General features: G+C 30.4%; 22 protein-coding genes and 1 pseudogene. 16 read left to right on the top strand and 7 right to left on the bottom strand.

Annotated features, from left to right (window positions below):
* Positions 1 to 20: 20 nt before the first annotated feature.
* Positions 21 to 161, bottom strand: a complete 141-nt coding sequence (agrD, locus tag N524_RS0106880; protein WP_029056063.1) for a cyclic lactone autoinducer peptide AgrD — start codon at positions 159 to 161, stop codon at positions 21 to 23.
* Entirely contained in the window at positions 145 to 729 is a 585-nt protein-coding gene (locus tag N524_RS0106875; RefSeq protein ID WP_029056062.1) for an accessory gene regulator AgrB, read from the bottom strand. The genes agrD and N524_RS0106875 overlap by 17 nt, the downstream gene beginning before the upstream one ends.
* Before the next feature lie 317 nt (positions 730 to 1,046).
* Here N524_RS0106875 and N524_RS13400 point away from each other — a divergent pair, with 317 nt between their 5' ends.
* Both N524_RS13400 and N524_RS13195 read left to right on the top strand, forming a co-directional pair.
* Positions 1,047 to 1,124, top strand: a complete 78-nt coding sequence (locus tag N524_RS13400) for a delta-lysin family phenol-soluble modulin (protein ID WP_123186446.1) — start codon at positions 1,047 to 1,049, stop codon at positions 1,122 to 1,124.
* Between the two features lie 64 nt (positions 1,125 to 1,188).
* Positions 1,189 to 1,266, top strand: coding sequence for a delta-lysin family phenol-soluble modulin (locus N524_RS13195; RefSeq protein ID WP_072291871.1), 78 nt, complete (start codon positions 1,189 to 1,191; stop codon positions 1,264 to 1,266).
* Positions 1,267 to 1,661: 395 nt separating this feature from the next.
* On the opposite strand, the gene N524_RS0106870 is transcribed toward N524_RS13195, so the two are convergent.
* Entirely contained in the window at positions 1,662 to 2,447 is a 786-nt protein-coding gene (locus tag N524_RS0106870; RefSeq protein WP_029056061.1) for a carbon-nitrogen family hydrolase, read from the bottom strand.
* A 114-nt stretch (positions 2,448 to 2,561) separates the two neighbouring features.
* Entirely contained in the window at positions 2,562 to 3,188 is a 627-nt protein-coding gene (locus N524_RS0106865; protein WP_029056060.1) for a nitroreductase family protein, read from the bottom strand.
* A 196-nt stretch (positions 3,189 to 3,384) separates the two neighbouring features.
* Between N524_RS0106865 and N524_RS0106860 the strand changes: the two genes are divergently transcribed.
* On the top strand, positions 3,385 to 5,136 hold the full coding sequence (locus N524_RS0106860) for an SdrH family protein (RefSeq protein WP_029056059.1): 1,752 nt from the start codon (positions 3,385 to 3,387) through the stop codon (positions 5,134 to 5,136).
* A 74-nt stretch (positions 5,137 to 5,210) separates the two neighbouring features.
* On the opposite strand, the gene mroQ is transcribed toward N524_RS0106860, so the two are convergent.
* The gene (gene mroQ / locus N524_RS0106855; RefSeq protein ID WP_017638092.1) at positions 5,211 to 5,954 is read right to left on the bottom strand and encodes an intramembrane glutamic endopeptidase MroQ; all 744 of its coding nucleotides are present in this window, start codon (positions 5,952 to 5,954) and stop codon (positions 5,211 to 5,213) included.
* Positions 5,955 to 6,128: 174 nt separating this feature from the next.
* Between mroQ and groES the strand changes: the two genes are divergently transcribed.
* Complete coding sequence (gene groES / locus N524_RS0106850) at positions 6,129 to 6,416, top strand: co-chaperone GroES (protein WP_029056058.1); 288 nt, start codon at positions 6,129 to 6,131, stop codon at positions 6,414 to 6,416.
* 55 nt (positions 6,417 to 6,471) lie between these two features.
* On the top strand, positions 6,472 to 8,094 hold the full coding sequence (groL, locus tag N524_RS0106845) for a chaperonin GroEL (protein ID WP_029056057.1): 1,623 nt from the start codon (positions 6,472 to 6,474) through the stop codon (positions 8,092 to 8,094).
* A 68-nt stretch (positions 8,095 to 8,162) separates the two neighbouring features.
* Here groL and N524_RS12800 read toward each other — a convergent pair.
* Positions 8,163 to 9,333: pseudogene (locus N524_RS12800) on the bottom strand (tyrosine-type recombinase/integrase).
* Positions 9,320 to 9,973 carry a helix-turn-helix domain-containing protein gene (locus tag N524_RS0106835; RefSeq protein WP_029056056.1) on the bottom strand — a complete coding sequence of 218 codons (654 nt, stop codon included), beginning with the start codon at positions 9,971 to 9,973 and terminating at the stop codon, positions 9,320 to 9,322. The pseudogene N524_RS12800 and the gene N524_RS0106835 overlap by 14 nt, the downstream one beginning before the upstream one ends.
* A gap of 149 nt (positions 9,974 to 10,122) precedes the next feature.
* On the opposite strand from N524_RS0106835, the gene N524_RS0106830 reads away from it, so the two are divergent.
* The 11 genes from N524_RS0106830 (at position 10,123) to N524_RS0106780 (ending at position 15,521) form a co-directional block, all read left to right on the top strand.
* Complete coding sequence (locus tag N524_RS0106830) at positions 10,123 to 10,341, top strand: helix-turn-helix domain-containing protein (RefSeq protein ID WP_009384235.1); 219 nt, start codon at positions 10,123 to 10,125, stop codon at positions 10,339 to 10,341.
* A 3-nt stretch (positions 10,342 to 10,344) separates the two neighbouring features.
* A complete protein-coding gene (locus N524_RS0106825) occupies positions 10,345 to 10,968 on the top strand; it encodes a BRO-N domain-containing protein (protein WP_029056055.1) in 624 nt (207 codons plus the stop codon).
* Between the two features lie 13 nt (positions 10,969 to 10,981).
* Positions 10,982 to 11,299 (top strand): helix-turn-helix domain-containing protein, encoded by a 318-nt coding sequence (locus N524_RS0106820; protein WP_029056054.1) that lies wholly within the window; start codon positions 10,982 to 10,984, stop codon positions 11,297 to 11,299.
* On the top strand, positions 11,296 to 11,433 hold the full coding sequence (locus tag N524_RS13565; protein WP_185285743.1) for a hypothetical protein: 138 nt from the start codon (positions 11,296 to 11,298) through the stop codon (positions 11,431 to 11,433). Before N524_RS0106820 ends, N524_RS13565 begins: the two co-directional genes overlap by 4 nt.
* A 2-nt stretch (positions 11,434 to 11,435) precedes the next feature.
* A complete protein-coding gene (gene tscA, locus N524_RS0106810) occupies positions 11,436 to 11,642 on the top strand; it encodes a type II toxin-antitoxin system antitoxin TscA (RefSeq protein WP_029056053.1) in 207 nt (68 codons plus the stop codon).
* Between the two features lies 1 nt (position 11,643).
* Entirely contained in the window at positions 11,644 to 11,994 is a 351-nt protein-coding gene (locus tag N524_RS0106805; protein ID WP_029056052.1) for a hypothetical protein, read from the top strand.
* Positions 11,994 to 12,284, top strand: coding sequence for a type II toxin-antitoxin system toxin TscT (gene tscT / locus N524_RS0106800; RefSeq protein WP_029056051.1), 291 nt, complete (start codon positions 11,994 to 11,996; stop codon positions 12,282 to 12,284). Before N524_RS0106805 ends, tscT begins: the two co-directional genes overlap by 1 nt.
* A gap of 61 nt (positions 12,285 to 12,345) precedes the next feature.
* On the top strand, positions 12,346 to 13,950 hold the full coding sequence (locus N524_RS0106795) for a hypothetical protein (protein WP_029056050.1): 1,605 nt from the start codon (positions 12,346 to 12,348) through the stop codon (positions 13,948 to 13,950).
* 178 nt (positions 13,951 to 14,128) lie between these two features.
* Positions 14,129 to 14,932, top strand: coding sequence for a bifunctional DNA primase/polymerase (locus N524_RS0106790; RefSeq protein WP_029056049.1), 804 nt, complete (start codon positions 14,129 to 14,131; stop codon positions 14,930 to 14,932).
* Positions 14,919 to 15,116 (top strand): hypothetical protein, encoded by a 198-nt coding sequence (locus tag N524_RS12795; RefSeq protein WP_413487035.1) that lies wholly within the window; start codon positions 14,919 to 14,921, stop codon positions 15,114 to 15,116. Before N524_RS0106790 ends, N524_RS12795 begins: the two co-directional genes overlap by 14 nt.
* A gap of 81 nt (positions 15,117 to 15,197) precedes the next feature.
* Positions 15,198 to 15,521, top strand: a complete 324-nt coding sequence (locus tag N524_RS0106780) for a hypothetical protein (RefSeq protein WP_029056048.1) — start codon at positions 15,198 to 15,200, stop codon at positions 15,519 to 15,521.
* Positions 15,522 to 15,625: the final 104 nt, after the last annotated feature.

Here is a 15,625-nt window from a genome sequence, read left to right as displayed (position 1 = left end):
TGCACACTTTCTAATATATTTTATTCATATAATTTTGTTAGTTCATCTGGTACTTCTGGTTCATCAAAATAACCAGCACAAGGATTCGCTCCAGCAACTAACCCAACAAATTCCATTATTGATGTGAAAAATTTAAAAAATAAATTAACTAAAGTTTCCATAGTAATAATCCTCCTTAGGGAAAAAGATAGGTAGTAATGTAGTTGATTCAACAATTATTCCAAATAAAATTAATTGTGAATATGGTTCTTTAACTATAAACGAAATAATAACTAATATTATATATAAAACAATGGAGAGTATTCGTTTCCTTTTCACTAAGCGTTTAGGTATAGGTTGTTTTTTTGTTGCAGCAGGTGCATAAGTAATTACAATGAAATATCCGATTAATGCTAATATTAACATTGAAAAGTGACCTATCGATAACCTCACAATTAACCATGGCATAATAACAAATATTAATACGTTTTGAATATGGCATAATAATGAAGATTTAGCATGTGACCCGTGAGCGTAAAATCTTAAAATCATATATGCAATATGAGTTACAAGCGTGTACCAAAATACATGGATTATTAAAGCTAATCCATAGGTTACGATAAACTTAGCAATATTACTTACGACAACTTGCATACCTAAACGAACTTTTAGAAATTGTATACGATCCAAGTTATTTCTTTGTTGCAAGTAGTTGGCAAATTGATCAATTTTTGTATCTATTATTTTCACTTGTTCACTACTCTCCTTGAGTATCATTATACAATTTTGTGCAACTCTTTTTGGAGTTTATGCCTAACTGTCAAAAATATATACTTAACTGTATAATGAACTTTCTAAAAAGTATTTTATCATAAAAAGGTTTACAGTTTAGTATAAAATATTACGAGTTAGGAAATTTTTAATTCAATTAATCATAACCATGTTTTAATAGACTTATATCACAGAGATGTGATGGAAATAGAGTTGAAAAAATTGCTTAATCTACTTATTAGAATTATTTACTAAAGTAATTCTAGTTCCATTACTAAAAGGAAGGAGTGATTTCAGTGGCAGGAGATATCATTTCAACAATCGGTGATTTAGTAAAATTAATCATTAACACTGTTAAAAAATTTCAAAAATAATTTTTTAACTTAGTTAAGATGAGTATTTAGGATTTACAATATTCAATAGGAAGGAGTGATTTCAATGACTGCAGATATCATTTCAACAATTGGTGATTTTGTAAAATGGATTTTAGATACAGTAAAAAAATTCGCTAAATAATAGAAATTCATTATAACTTTGTTTTCTTCGTATAAAAGGTAAGTTATTAAGCCTCCCAACTTAGTAACTTATAACATTAGTAGGTGACGAAACATTTACTAATAAAACTGTAGTTTTCCTTGGACTCAGTGTTACGTATTATTCTTAGCTACCTTTAATTAGGTATTTTCTAGCATGTAAGCTATCGTAAACAACATTCAATTTATCATTATAAAATAGATAAATTCACTAAATTTTTCATAATTAATAACATCCCCAAAAATAGATTGAAAAATAACTGTAAAAACATTCCCTTAATAATAAGTTATCTAAAGCCGTGAGTTCCTCCCAAGCTCACGGCTTATTTTTATACATAAAAACACGCCCAACGAGGTATTGTTAAGCGTGTTTAGCTATTATTTATATAAATTGAGTTTTAAATTATCAAACACTGGAATAGCTTGACGTTGTTCTAATACTTCATTAACGTCGATATCTATAGATAAAGTACTTTCATCACTTCCTAAATCTGCAATAACTTCACCATTTGGGTTTATGACAATAGAATGACCAGCATAATCAGTTTGACCATCATTACCACAACTGTTTGTACCTACTACAAACATATCATTTTCAATTGCACGTGCTTTTAATAATGCTAGCCAGTGATTTAATCTTACAGTTGGCCATTGCGCTACATAAAATGCAATTTGGGCGCCACTTCGTGCAGGATATCTTAGTAATTCAGGAAATCTTAAATCATAGCAAATGATTTGAGTAGCTAAAGTTCCATCTGAAAGTTCAAAAGGTTCAGGCACTTGTTTGCCTGGAGACATAAAGTCAGGTTCACTAAGCATAGGCACTAAATGAACTTTGTTATATCGATTAATACACTTGCCATTTGATAGGACCGAAAAGGCGGTATTATAAATATTTTGACCAATTTGATTTGATACAGAACCAGCAATAATATCAACTTGATAAGTTTGAGCGAGATTAGAGATAAACGGTAAACTGTCATTTAAATCTTTGTCTGCAAGTTCATTTAATTTTTCTAATGCATATCCGTTGTTCCACATTTCTGGAAGGACGACAACATCAGTATCATTTTCTAATTCATTTTCAAACCATTGTTTGATTTTGGTTTTATTTTGCTCTGCTTGACCATACTCGATATATATTTGAAATAACTGAACTTTCATATATATCACTCCTCAATTAAGATTAACTATAAGATACTAAATAAATTGCTATATATCAAAAAAGTGAGATAAATCCATAGCAGAATTTATCTCACTTACATATATTATACAAAATTATCTTTTGATAAGGAAACGAGGTTCAACTGGTTTAATATCTTTTTCGCCAGCTTCTTCACGCACATTACCAAATGGCATTTGAGCAACTAATTTCCAAGTTTTAGGAATATTGAATTCGTTCGCAGTAGCTTTATCAACAATTGGATTATAGTGTTGTAATGAAGCACCGATACCTTTAGTTGCTAATGCTGTCCAAATTGCATATTGGTGCATTGCATTAGTTTGGTTAGACCAAATTTCAAAATTATCATAGAAGTTTGGCATTTTTTCTTGTAAACCAGTAATAACATCTTTATCTTCATAATAAAGAATTGTGCCATATGAATGTTTGAAATTATCAATTTTTTGACGTGTTGGTTCAAAGTCACGATCAGGACCCATTGTTTCTTTTAAAATTTCTTTAGTGTTTTCCCAGAATTTTTCATTTTTATCATTTAATAATAAAACGATACGTGTTGATTGTGAATTAAAAGCTGAAGGTACATGTTTAACAGCATGTGCAATTAATTCTTCTAATTCTGAATCGTCTATTGAAATTGTACTTTCTAAATTATAAATGGTACGACGTTGTTCCATAGCATCATTAAATGATACTTCATCATTTTTTTTACTAAATAAACCCATAATCATTCTCCTTTGTTATAGTTAATAACTATTTATAATTTAAGTATAAATATTATACTCATCAAAGTAAACAAATAATTACTAGAAAATTTCAAAAGTATTAATATTATTTTTCAATAAACATATATCAATGCATTCTTAGGATAATTTATATATACTTGAATAGTAAACAATTAGTAGAAGGAGGTGACTATTAATGCATAATAAACCCAAAAGTAAGATAATGTTGTCAAGTTTTGCATTGATTTTAAGTACTTCATTAATTAGTAATTCAGTCCATGCGGCCGAAAACACTAATACAACACAACAAAATGATACATCCCAACAAAATAACTCTAATAAAGATGATAATACTTCTAGTTCTCAGGATAATAAAACTAATTCAGAGACTAATGAATCATCTTCAAATGAAAATCAAGACACAAATTCTGATAATAACACTAATGAAGGAACAAATGATTCGAATGCATCTAATGAAGGTTCAAACACAAATGATAATTCATCACAACCTTCAGACTCAGACCAACAAAATAATAATCCAGGAAATAATAGCGATTCTGGTAAAGACGATAACCAAAATAGTGACGCTGATAATAATGATGATTCATCAAATTCAAATGGAAAAAATGACTCACAAAATGGTAATGACAACAACGATAGCAGTCAAAGTAATTCTGACAATGGAAATGATAATGGATCTAATCAAAACGACAATTCAGATTCAAACAATAATCAATCAAATGATAAAAATGATAAAAATGATAATGATTCATCATATAATAATGGTTCAAATACTGGAAAAGATGATCAAGACGATAATAATGGCTCAAACGATTCAAATAGTGGTAAAGACGACAATCAAGACGATAATAATAGCTCAAATGATTCAAACAGTGGTAAGGATGACAACCAAGACAATAATCAAAATAATGGGTCAAATCAACATGACAAACCGTCTAATGATCACAATGGAGGCACAAATAGTCATCAACCTAGTAAAGATCAAGATAATAATAATCCAAATCATAATGGACAAGGTCAAAATGGTAATCAACCTAACAAACCTAATTCAAATCAGAAACCTACAAACGACAATCATCAACAAAACAACCCAAATGAATCTAACCATTCATCCGGTAAGGTAAATCAAAATCAGTCTAATTCTGATAATAGGGTCCAAAACCAGCCTAAGTACCAAAGACCAAGTAATTCACAAAATTCATCAAATAATCAATATAATGGACGTTATCAAAATAATAACAATTCTATACACTTAATGCCGAAATTTGATGATTCAAACCAATCAAGTGGTCCATTAAAAAAATCTAATTCACAAGGTAATACATCGACATATGATAGTAATAGATTTATGTGGAACAATCCTGAATCAATATTTAATAGTCAAAAAGGATTTGAACATACGTCAAACCAACAGTCATTAATTAGAAGATTTAATTCTTTAGCAAATGGTTCTTATAAATATAATCCTTTTGTTATTAATCAAATTCATCAATTAAATGATTCGGATGGAGCTATATCTGATAGGGATATTTATAATATCTTTAGAAAAGAAACGTTTAGTGGAAATCAATACCTCAATTCTTTACAGCAAAAATCAAATTACTTCAGATTTCAGTATTTTAATCCTTTAGATTCAAAAGCATATTATCAAAACTTAGATGAACAAGTTTTAGCTTTAATTACAGGAGATATTGGCTCAATGCCAGAACTTAAAAAGCCAGAAGATAAAGAAGATAAAAATACAAGCGCTTTTAAAAATCATAGCGACGATAAAGTAAACACATCAAATCAACATAAAGAGAGCTATCAAAAAGATACAAAAATGAATAGAACTATAATTGCACTAAGTAGTAGTATCATAGCTATTTTTATAGGCGTTATCATTGCATTTATATTTAAGCGTAGAAAAGAAGATGAAGAAGTATAATTAAAATAAGTATATTAAATATAGATAGAGCCAATCACTGAAAATAGTGACTGGCTCTATTGTTATATAAATATCTAATTAAAAATCAATTGGATTATAAAACTGGCTTGTTCTTGGACTTTTTTAAGTGATTCTCCACCAAAGACTTGCATAACTACTACCGTTCCATTTTGTAGCATATGAATGATTATTGGAACAGCTATTCTATTAGTATAAGTGTAGGCTAAGGAGAAAATCATGCCCATACCAAAATACATTGGTATAAATTTAAAGTCGTTATGTGCTAATGCAAATAAAAGGGAACTAACAATTGAAGCTATTAAAAAGGCAACAATTCGATTTCCTTTAATCGCGTTATATAATTCACCAAAGAGTACTTTTCTGAATACAAATTCCTCTAAAATTGGACCTACTATTGAAACTAATAAAATAAATATTGGCATTTGTCTTGCGATTGCCATAAGTCTTTCTGTATTTGGACTCGGTTGTTGTTGCCCTGTAATCGCAACATAAATTAAACTAACAACGACCTGATAAAGCATAACGATACAAAAACCAAGTAATGCCCAACTTAAAATATAACGTTTAGGTTCTTTAAAACCAGCTTCAAGTTTAGTAGGATTTTTAATTTTTAAATTGATTAAAATAATTATGATAGCTGCAATAATAAATAATGAAACTTGCGTATATATCATAAATTGAGTTGTTTTCATGCCTTTTTCAAGATGAACTAATCCACTTCCTAAAATGATACCAGGTAAGAATTGAGCTAAGGCATAGATGAATATCGTTAATAAAGATACCCAAAATCTATTCATAATGAACCTCCGATTTTCTGTTTATAGTTTATTTTATCGTAAATAAAGTTAATGTACAAAATTATTTAAGAGTGCTTTGACTTGAAATATTGACCAAATTTGATTATTATTAAAAGTAGTTTAGCACTCTAAAAGTTAAAGTGCTAAAATTTGTGATCACGAGGAGGAACAATCATGCTTAAACCATTAGGAAATCGTGTGATTATTGAAAGAAAAGAACAAGAACAAACAACAAAAAGCGGTATCGTATTAACTGATAGTGCTAAAGAAAAATCAAATGAAGGTATCGTTAAAGCAGTGGGTAAAGGCCGCTTATTAGACGATGGTTCTAGAGTTGCTCCTGAAGTTAAAGAAGGAGATACAATTGTATTTCAACAATATGCAGGAACAGAAGTTAAACGAGGCGAGGAAACATACATCGTATTAAATGAAGATGACATATTAGCAATTATTGAAGAATAAATAAAACATATAAATTAAAACATGAAATTACTTATTATACTGGAGGTCAGACATAATGGCTAAAGACTTAAAATTTTCAGAAGATGCACGTCAATCAATGTTACGCGGTGTAGATAAATTAGCGAATGCTGTAAAAGTAACTATTGGTCCAAAAGGGCGTAACGTTGTATTAGATAAAGAATATACAGCACCATTAATTACAAATGATGGTGTAACAATTGCAAAAGAAATAGAATTAGAAGATCCTTATGAAAATATGGGTGCTAAATTAGTACAAGAAGTCGCTAATAAAACTAATGAAATTGCTGGTGATGGTACAACAACAGCAACAGTTTTAGCACAAGCGATGATTCAAGAAGGTCTCAAAAACGTAACAAGTGGCGCTAATCCTGTTGGTTTAAGACAAGGTATCGATAAAGCAGTACAAGTAGCAGTTGCAGCATTACATGATATTTCTCAAAAAGTTGAAAATAAAAATGAAATTGCTCAAGTAGGTGCTATTTCTGCAGCTGACGAAGAAATTGGTAAATACATTTCAGAAGCAATGGAAAAAGTTGGTAATGACGGTGTTATTACTATTGAAGAATCTAGTGGATTTAATACTGAATTAGAAGTCGTTGAAGGTATGCAATTTGATCGAGGATATCAATCACCATATATGGTAACAGATTCAGATAAAATGATTGCTGAATTAGAAAGACCATATATTTTAGTAACTGACAAGAAAATATCATCATTCCAAGATATTTTACCGTTATTAGAACAAGTTGTTCAATCAAATCGTCCAATTTTAATTGTTGCTGATGAAGTAGAAGGTGACGCATTAACTAATATCGTATTAAACCGTATGCGTGGAACATTTACAGCAGTTGCAGTTAAAGCACCTGGTTTTGGTGATCGTCGTAAGGCAATGTTAGAAGATTTAGCTATATTAACAGGTGCTCAAGTGATTACTGATGATTTAGGATTAGATTTAAAAGATGCTTCAATTGATATGTTAGGTACTGCAAACAAAGTTGAAGTCACTAAAGATAATACAACTGTAGTTGACGGTGACGGCGATGAAAATAACATCGACGCTCGTGTTAGCCAAATTAAAGCTCAAATTGAAGAAACAGATTCTGACTTTGATAAAGAAAAATTACAAGAACGCCTTGCTAAATTAGCTGGTGGTGTTGCAGTAATCAAAGTAGGTGCTGCTAGTGAAACTGAACTTAAAGAGCGTAAATTACGTATTGAAGATGCATTGAACTCAACTAGAGCAGCAGTAGAAGAAGGAATTGTTGCTGGTGGTGGAACTGCCTTAGTTAATATTTACAAAAAAGTAAGTGAAATTGAAGCAGAAGGAGACGTTGAAACAGGTGTGAATATTGTCTTAAAAGCATTACAAGCACCTGTAAGACAAATTGCTGAAAACGCTGGTTTAGAAGGTTCAATCATTGTTGAACGATTAAAAAATGCAGATCCAGGTGTTGGTTTTAATGCAGCAACTAATGAATGGGTAAATATGCTTGAAGAAGGAATAGTGGATCCTACTAAAGTAACTCGTTCTGCATTACAACATGCAGCAAGTGTAGCAGCAATGTTCTTAACAACTGAAGCGGTTGTTGCATCTATCCCTGACAAAGATCAAAATGATTCAGCTGGAATGGGTGGCGGAATGCCAGGTATGATGTAAAAAGACCACTGAACACCGTTATATCAACGTTTGTAATGTTCAATGGTCATAATTTGGTCATATAAATTTTAAAATAATTCTTTTGAGACGTTTTCCATAAGTCGACTGAACTTTTGGGAAGCGTCTTTTTTGTATGAATTTGTAATTTTAGCGTAGATATTCATTGTGGTATTGATATCCTTATGGCGTAATCTTTCTTGTATCTCCTTAATATGTACACCAGCCTCAATGAGTAATGCACAATGTGTGTGTCTGAACGAGTGGGTAGAGATGTTTTTGTTGATATCAGTACGTGACATAATGGACTGAATCCACATAGATAATTTCTTAATCACAAGTGGATATCCGTTATTATCTGTGAACACAAAATTATTATCTACATATAATTCATCTTTCCAATTGTCCTGTACATTAATCTTATAGTCATGCAACATCTTCATCACATTAGCATCTACCGTGATTTTACCGATAGAACTTTCAGTTTTAGGTGTGAGTATTTGATATTTCTTCTTATTGTTATTTGGATTGTAATACGTTTTAGTAATACTGATCGTATTGTTATCAAAGTCTATATCAGACCACTTCAACGCCAACAATTCGCCTGCACGCATGCCTGTATATGCTAGTGTGGTAAATACTTCAAAGCTATTAAGTGGTGCATGGTTATTTTTAGCAACCTCTAGGAATTGAAATAATTCATCTTTTTCAAGAAACTTTTTATGTATCTCAGTGTCCTCTAATTCTTCAACAGTACGCTTCTTTTTAGGTCGCTTAATTCCCTCACTAGGTAAAACTTTAATTAACTTCATATCGTAAGCATATTTAAAAATCATATTCGTAGATGCCACAATACTATCAACATAATTCTTACTGTACTGTGCGCTCATATCGTCCACAATGCGCTGATAATCATGTTTCTTGATAGGTTTGTATTGGATAAGTATTAAAACGCTCTATGGCATGGTATATGGCTTTCTCACGCGCTCTTACGCTACTTACTTTAACATCATTCGCATACTGTTTTAGCCAATCGTCTGCTACTTGTTTAAATGTAGATGTAGACGGTGCAATATACTCACCATTTCTTAATTGACGTTCGACCATTTCGGCATGATGTTTGGCATCTGATTTACGTTTAAAGCCAGATTTAGAGATATATTCATATTTGCCTGTGGTAGGATTCTTACCAGTAGAAATACGATAACGCCATGAGTTACCACGTTTTTCATATGTTGCCATAGTTATCGCCTTTAATAGATTTTAGTATACGATCTATTTGATAATACTCTTGTTTATAAGTTTTTTCTTCTAATTTATTTTTAGAATATAAATCATTAATTTGATTTAAGTAAATCTTATATTTTAATTCGATATAACTTTCGATATATTCCTTTATATGTTCACGGTCATCTGAAGAAAGTAACACCTTATTAAAATATTTTTGATTATTCATATCAACTAAATGAAATTTCAAATCGTTAATGGGAAAGTTATAAAAATCCTTTTTATTATCCCCATTTTGCAATTCCTCTACAAATGTATTTAATTTTGATGTGTCACTTTCAAAATTATTAACGAAAGCGTCCATTAATGAAGTTGATTCATCAATATATGTAGCTAATTCTATTTCTCCGTTCGCAATTTCATTAATCTCATTTATATAATAATTTACTTCAGAAAAATTATCGTTTGTTATTGCTCTAAGGTATTTAGTTATAAAAGATTTTGACGGTATTAATTTTGAGCCGTTTTCAATACCACTAATGTGACTTTGTGAATATTTTATTTTTTTTACTAATTTATTAGCAGATATTTTTCTTTCTTTCCTTGCTTCCTTTAATAGATTTCCAATTTTCTCACTTATTTCTATACTTAACATTTTTATTCACCTCATTTGAAGTATACCATTTAAACAATCTTGAAGAAATAAAAAATTATCTCTTGCATTTTGTGGTTATATATATTATTCTTTAATTAGAGTTAAAGAGATTAAAAATAATCTCCAGAAATTAAAAAGAGGTGAATAAGATGATTGAATTAACTGATGGTAAAAAACTCTACGAATTAATTTTAATGAGTGGTAATAACAAAAGTGATTTTGCTAAAAAAATTGATGTCACACCTGCAACTATCACTTATGTATTTAAAAACAAAAGAGTAACGCCACGTGTTGCTAAGTTGATTGTAGATGAGTTGGATATCAATTTTAATGATGTTTTTAAAGTAAAAGAATTAAAGGAGGCATAACCAATGATCAAACAAATTTTCAATGATAAAGAAATTCGGTTTATCGAAAAAGAAGACAAATATTGGGCAGTAGCAGGAGATGTGGCAAAGGTATTAGGTTTTAGGGATGCATTCAATGCTACAAAATATTTACCTGAACATGTAAAGGATACTCTAAAAGGTAGTACCCTTGGAGGTCAACAAACACTAACTATTATCAATGAAAAAGGTATCTATAGACTCGTCATGCGTTCTAACAAAACTGAAGCTCTAGATTTCCAAGATTGGATTTGTGACGTGCTAGTTGAATTACGTAAGTCTACAGGACTTAAAGATTTTGAAATGTTCCGAATGTTAGACAAAGAAAAACAAAAAGAAGCTATGGATAACTTGAAAAATGGTATTAAAGCTATTTCTAAAAAAGATTATTGCAAAGCTCAATCAATTAGTAATAAAGCAGTATCAAACGTATATGGCTTTCCTAAGATAGTTCAAAAGGGAGATATGACACAGGAAATGCTGGAGTTAAGACAACAAGTATTAAGTGACACAGTAGAATTCATGGTATTTGTTGATAAATATAATCTTCCTTTATCAGTGAAAAAGCATATTTATGACAAATACAACAACAAGCAGCAAATGGCTTAAGGAGGCATAACCTATGTTCAACATTAACATTGATGAAGATGAAGCACGTGAGTTATTAGAACAGGCGATTAATGAACGTGTGGACGAATTGGCACGTGATAAGTATTTTATGACGTTTAAAGAATTATCTGAATATCTGAATTTAAGCAAGCCGACAATCGATGAATTACTTATTAAAAACGGCATGCGCTATTTCAGAGTAGGAAGTACTTATCGTTTTAAGAAATCTGATGTTGATGCATTTATGGAGCAAATTACTGCCCAAATGGATATTCAGAACAACGATTTAAAACGTGTAGATATCAAACGTTTATTGGAGGAGACGCAATGAAAAATCAAATATTTTATGTAACTTTAGTATCACTTATCACATTGTTATTTGTATATGCAATTGGTATTTATCTTGCGTTTGCGATTTTTATTGTAGGTACAGCATACGGATTAAATTTATTGGAGGTTGAGTAAAGATGAATGAAGAACAGTTAAAAGTAATTGAAGGTATTTATAACACATTAGGTTCAGTTGCAAATGACAAATCTACTGAATATGAACATCATTTTAAAGAAGGTCATAATGAATGGACTGAAACAGTAGACCGTGAACAAAATTTACAGGCAATAATTGAATGGACATTACAACAAATTGAAAATAATTTTGAATGGGAGAATGAATAAGATGATAACGGAAATTTTAAAAGCATATGATGATATGGCAATACCAGCTATGAACGTATCTCAGTTAAGAGGTGAAACAGAAAGACTTTCAGAGTTGATAGGTTATTTAACTGAAAAGGCTAAAGCATATAGGGAAGAAGATGATATTAAAGGTGCAGAGGCTATTGAGCAAATTGTATTAGACGATCTCAAATTTGAATTTGAAAGTGTGTATGGACAATTTGAAGAAGAATTTAAGAATTGGGAACAGAAATATAAAAGATTTGAAAATGTATGCACTTATTACGGCGTTCCAGTACCAACGTTAAAAGATAATAATGTAATTCCATTTAGTAAAGGAGTTAAGCAATAATGAACTGGGAAACTAAAAGTTTAATTGAAGATGTAGACATTATTAAACAAAAAATTAGTGATGCATTAACAACATTGGGGTGGTTTGATGATGGCTATTTTACGCATGATAGTGATCACATGTTAACGAAAGATGAAATATTGAAACACGGGTACTCATACCACGAACAACGTCGCTACATCACGCAACACATTGATTTGTTGAATATGTATCTAAAAGAACTAGATACGGTATTGATAGACATAGAAAAAGCGTCATCTTCAACCGACCAAAGTAAAGATAACGCGTAGCAAGAAGTATTTAATTTAATAAATACAAAATAAATAATAACATAAATGAAAGGTTGATAACATGGACGAAGTTAGTTTATACAAAAAGCATTTTGAGTTTCATTCAAATTTAGATTATATAATCACTAACAATTTATCAAGAATTAAGGAGATAAGTAAGCGAATAAATTTCGCTTCTATCTCTAGTGATAAACAAATTTTTGATAACAAAGGTAATGCGTATCATCGCAAGAAAGACGATGTTGCAGGTGATTATATTAATAATCTTACTTTAGATTATACCATAAAACCTAAAGAAATTGGACTGGTATACGGAAGAATTTTCGTTAAAACTAACGATCAAGACGAAAAAGAAGCACATTTTAAACCAGATCCTTTTAATAATTATGCTCGTTTTATTGCAGATTTAATTTCTGATAAAGTCATCTATTCTAAACAATTAGACCAATTCCTTATTGTCAAAAATAATCAATATGAAGTGATTGACGATACTAATTTTAAGTTAAGTTATCCGATTGAACCTAAAAACCAAATTGATGATTTTCTTGAAATCATGCTTGAGTTATACCATGATTATCTTGAATTAGAACATGAATATAAAATTTACCCATATAGTATTGCTGGTAATGATTTCATATATAACTGTAAGAAATTAAAACTCACAAAAGAAAAGCCACAAGATAATGAGTTATACGCTATTAAGTATGACGTAAACTACAACGATTTAGATTTCAAAACGCCAAATGATTTTTATGATTTGGTTACTGATAATGAGAAAAGTAAACATAATTTAAAACTGGTACATGCTTATACAATGTATCGCAAAATGAAACTTATTCAAGCCGAAAAATGGTTCTTATTTAAAGATTTCGGACGTTCAGGTAAAGGTTTATTTATAACTACATTTAATAAACTGTTACACGTTAACAAAGTGAACTTTGATGGACTTGTCTCAGGTGGTTTTGAAGCAGCTAACGAATGGATGAATTTCTATGGTGCAGATATAGCACATGCTAATGAAACAGGTGAAATAACCAAACCTATGATGAGAATACTAAGAAAAATAGCAACTGGTGAAACAATTTCAGGACGTGGCATTGGTCGTAATGCATTCACATTTAAAAATAAGTCTGTATTAATACTAGATACAAATGAAAGTGTGGATACTGGTGAAATTACAGCTAATACTACTAGAACAATAAAAATAGCTTTTAAAGATAGACCGATAGGAGAAACTGATGATGAAAGATACAAGATTTTTGAACCATATTGGAATTTTGTACAACCAAACGATGAAGATTCTGAAGTAGCATCGGTTTCATTCTTAATTACAAGTTTAGAATATCTTAAAGAAATTGGGCGAGATTTTAAGTTTAAAGATGTGACATTGAAACATTATTTCAGTGAAGAAGAATTGACTGAGACACAAGTTGTTATGTTGAAAGTATTATCTAAGCAAGGCTTTATTCATGCCGGTGATGATACATTGCTAAGATTAATAGAGGAGGATTATAAGAATATGAAATATAAAAAAGCTCGTCAAGATATGAAAAAGATAGGTGTCGGTATTAACAAGCAAATAAAAATTGAAGGCGTAAATACAAAAATTCACAAAGTAGAAAATGCCGAATTGTTTAATATGGCATTATCCTTAATTTCTGATTAATAAGGGTTACGGTAACCTTTAGTAACTCTCTTTGTAACCTAAAATATGTTGATATATCAAGCGGTAACCTTTGTAACCATTATTTCTTGTAGGTGTATAGGTAGTTAAATTATAAGTGGCTCTATTAGAAAAAATATAGGTTACGAGGGTTACCAGTTACCTATAAAGGAGGTATTCAATGACAGGTTATCATGTAGCGAAACAATTATTGAAAAAGAATATTGAAGTGATACCACTAAATCAACATAAAAAGCCAACAGTGTCATTTGCAGAAAAAGATGTAACTGATGAATTTATTGAATATCATTCTAATCAATATCATAGGGCTAATGTACTAGGTGTATTAACTCGAGGTATATGGTGTATCGACATTGATATTAACCATGTTGACGGTGAGAATGGATTTGAAAGTATTGAACATACACCATATTATGAGGAAATTGTATCGAATGCACGTAATACATTAGTACAGACCACGCCCAGTGGTGGCAGGCACATTATTTTTAATAAGCGAGAAGGTGTTGCATATGGTCAAAAAATAGGATATTTGGCTGGTGTAGATATTAAGGCACATGACAATAGTTATTTTGTTTTAGCAGGTAGCCAAACATTTAAAGGCAAATATAAACATAACGGAATAAAACCTAAAATGTATCAAGGTGATTTTGAAAAACGTATATTTTCAAAGCACGGTAATTATACACAGCAAACGTTAGAATCATACTCAATAGAAAGAGTGTTACCTAATTATAATTTTGATCATGTGAGAGGTGGCAAAGGTGGAGAGGGTAAACGTGCATATCAACGTATTATAGACGGTCAAAGTGAATACAGAAACGATGATTTATATAAAGCAGTAAGCTATGCAAACCAATGTAACATAGATATTGAGCCGTTGCGTACATTAATTGGTGATAATAAAAGTGGTGATGTAATAAGTGAAAAGGAATGGGAGGCGACTGTTAGAAGTGCAAGCCGTTAAAGAGAATTACAATTTAGATGAACAAGCCGAACAAATTGGTTTAATAGTTGGTGTGTCTAACGAGATTTATTTCCGTTCAATAAGCCATGTATCTGATATTTATATAGAGCATATTAAAGGGCAATGGGTCGCTTGGCGTGAGAGTTATATACCTAAAAAAACCATAGATCAAGTTATAAATTAATTGCTACAGGTAATTTTGAATTTGTACTAGCTAGAACTAAAAGTTACTTAAATTATATTAAAAAGAATAGGAGAAATTAAAATGAATCCAGAATTTAAAAGTGCAGTAGAACTAATTAAAGAATTTAATATAGTGAATGCGAACGGAAGATTAATAGCAATGAAAGATAACGAGATAATAAAAGATTTAAGCCAAATAAAGAGAATGATTTATCTAAGTCATAATCATTTTGAACTCAATTATTTTAATGATGTGATTGAAATTATAAATGTGATTAGTCCTAATGTTGAATATGAAAGTAAGATCAATGAATTTGGTTTTATAAATACCATAGTAAAAACGGAAGATATACAGCAGTCCATCGAATCATTTAACAATGAAATCAATAATAGACAACATACGTAAAAGCCTTGATATAACTGGCTTTGTAAGTTGTTATATGGTATAATTAAATTAATTAATACCAGGTACTAAAATGAGTTTTGAACAATATAAAATGTAGAGGTGTA

The sequence above is a fragment of the Staphylococcus sp. URHA0057 genome (assembly GCF_000620265.1).
Taxonomy (GTDB): Bacteria; Bacillota; Bacilli; order Staphylococcales; family Staphylococcaceae; genus Staphylococcus; species Staphylococcus pasteuri.
This window is presented reverse-complemented; position numbering and strand designations above follow the sequence as displayed.

What these genes read in the sequence shown, in the direction of transcription:
- agrD (WP_029056063.1), bottom strand. Translation starts at nt 161, where the DNA reads ATGGAAACTTTAGTTAATTTATTTTTTAAATTTTTCACATCAATAATG.
- N524_RS13195 (WP_072291871.1), top strand. Translation starts at nt 1,189, where the DNA reads ATGACTGCAGATATCATTTCAACAATTGGTGATTTTGTAAAATGGATT.
- N524_RS0106870 (WP_029056061.1), bottom strand. Translation starts at nt 2,447, where the DNA reads ATGAAAGTTCAGTTATTTCAAATATATATCGAGTATGGTCAAGCAGAG.
- N524_RS0106865 (WP_029056060.1), bottom strand. Translation starts at nt 3,188, where the DNA reads ATGGGTTTATTTAGTAAAAAAAATGATGAAGTATCATTTAATGATGCT.
- N524_RS0106860 (WP_029056059.1), top strand. Translation starts at nt 3,385, where the DNA reads ATGCATAATAAACCCAAAAGTAAGATAATGTTGTCAAGTTTTGCATTG.
- mroQ (WP_017638092.1), bottom strand. Translation starts at nt 5,954, where the DNA reads ATGAATAGATTTTGGGTATCTTTATTAACGATATTCATCTATGCCTTA.
- groES (WP_029056058.1), top strand. Translation starts at nt 6,129, where the DNA reads ATGCTTAAACCATTAGGAAATCGTGTGATTATTGAAAGAAAAGAACAA.
- groL (WP_029056057.1), top strand. Translation starts at nt 6,472, where the DNA reads ATGGCTAAAGACTTAAAATTTTCAGAAGATGCACGTCAATCAATGTTA.
- N524_RS0106835 (WP_029056056.1), bottom strand. Translation starts at nt 9,973, where the DNA reads ATGTTAAGTATAGAAATAAGTGAGAAAATTGGAAATCTATTAAAGGAA.
- N524_RS0106830 (WP_009384235.1), top strand. Translation starts at nt 10,123, where the DNA reads ATGATTGAATTAACTGATGGTAAAAAACTCTACGAATTAATTTTAATG.
- N524_RS0106825 (WP_029056055.1), top strand. Translation starts at nt 10,345, where the DNA reads ATGATCAAACAAATTTTCAATGATAAAGAAATTCGGTTTATCGAAAAA.
- N524_RS0106820 (WP_029056054.1), top strand. Translation starts at nt 10,982, where the DNA reads ATGTTCAACATTAACATTGATGAAGATGAAGCACGTGAGTTATTAGAA.
- N524_RS13565 (WP_185285743.1), top strand. Translation starts at nt 11,296, where the DNA reads ATGAAAAATCAAATATTTTATGTAACTTTAGTATCACTTATCACATTG.
- tscA (WP_029056053.1), top strand. Translation starts at nt 11,436, where the DNA reads ATGAATGAAGAACAGTTAAAAGTAATTGAAGGTATTTATAACACATTA.
- N524_RS0106805 (WP_029056052.1), top strand. Translation starts at nt 11,644, where the DNA reads ATGATAACGGAAATTTTAAAAGCATATGATGATATGGCAATACCAGCT.
- tscT (WP_029056051.1), top strand. Translation starts at nt 11,994, where the DNA reads ATGAACTGGGAAACTAAAAGTTTAATTGAAGATGTAGACATTATTAAA.
- N524_RS0106795 (WP_029056050.1), top strand. Translation starts at nt 12,346, where the DNA reads ATGGACGAAGTTAGTTTATACAAAAAGCATTTTGAGTTTCATTCAAAT.
- N524_RS0106790 (WP_029056049.1), top strand. Translation starts at nt 14,129, where the DNA reads ATGACAGGTTATCATGTAGCGAAACAATTATTGAAAAAGAATATTGAA.
- N524_RS0106780 (WP_029056048.1), top strand. Translation starts at nt 15,198, where the DNA reads ATGAATCCAGAATTTAAAAGTGCAGTAGAACTAATTAAAGAATTTAAT.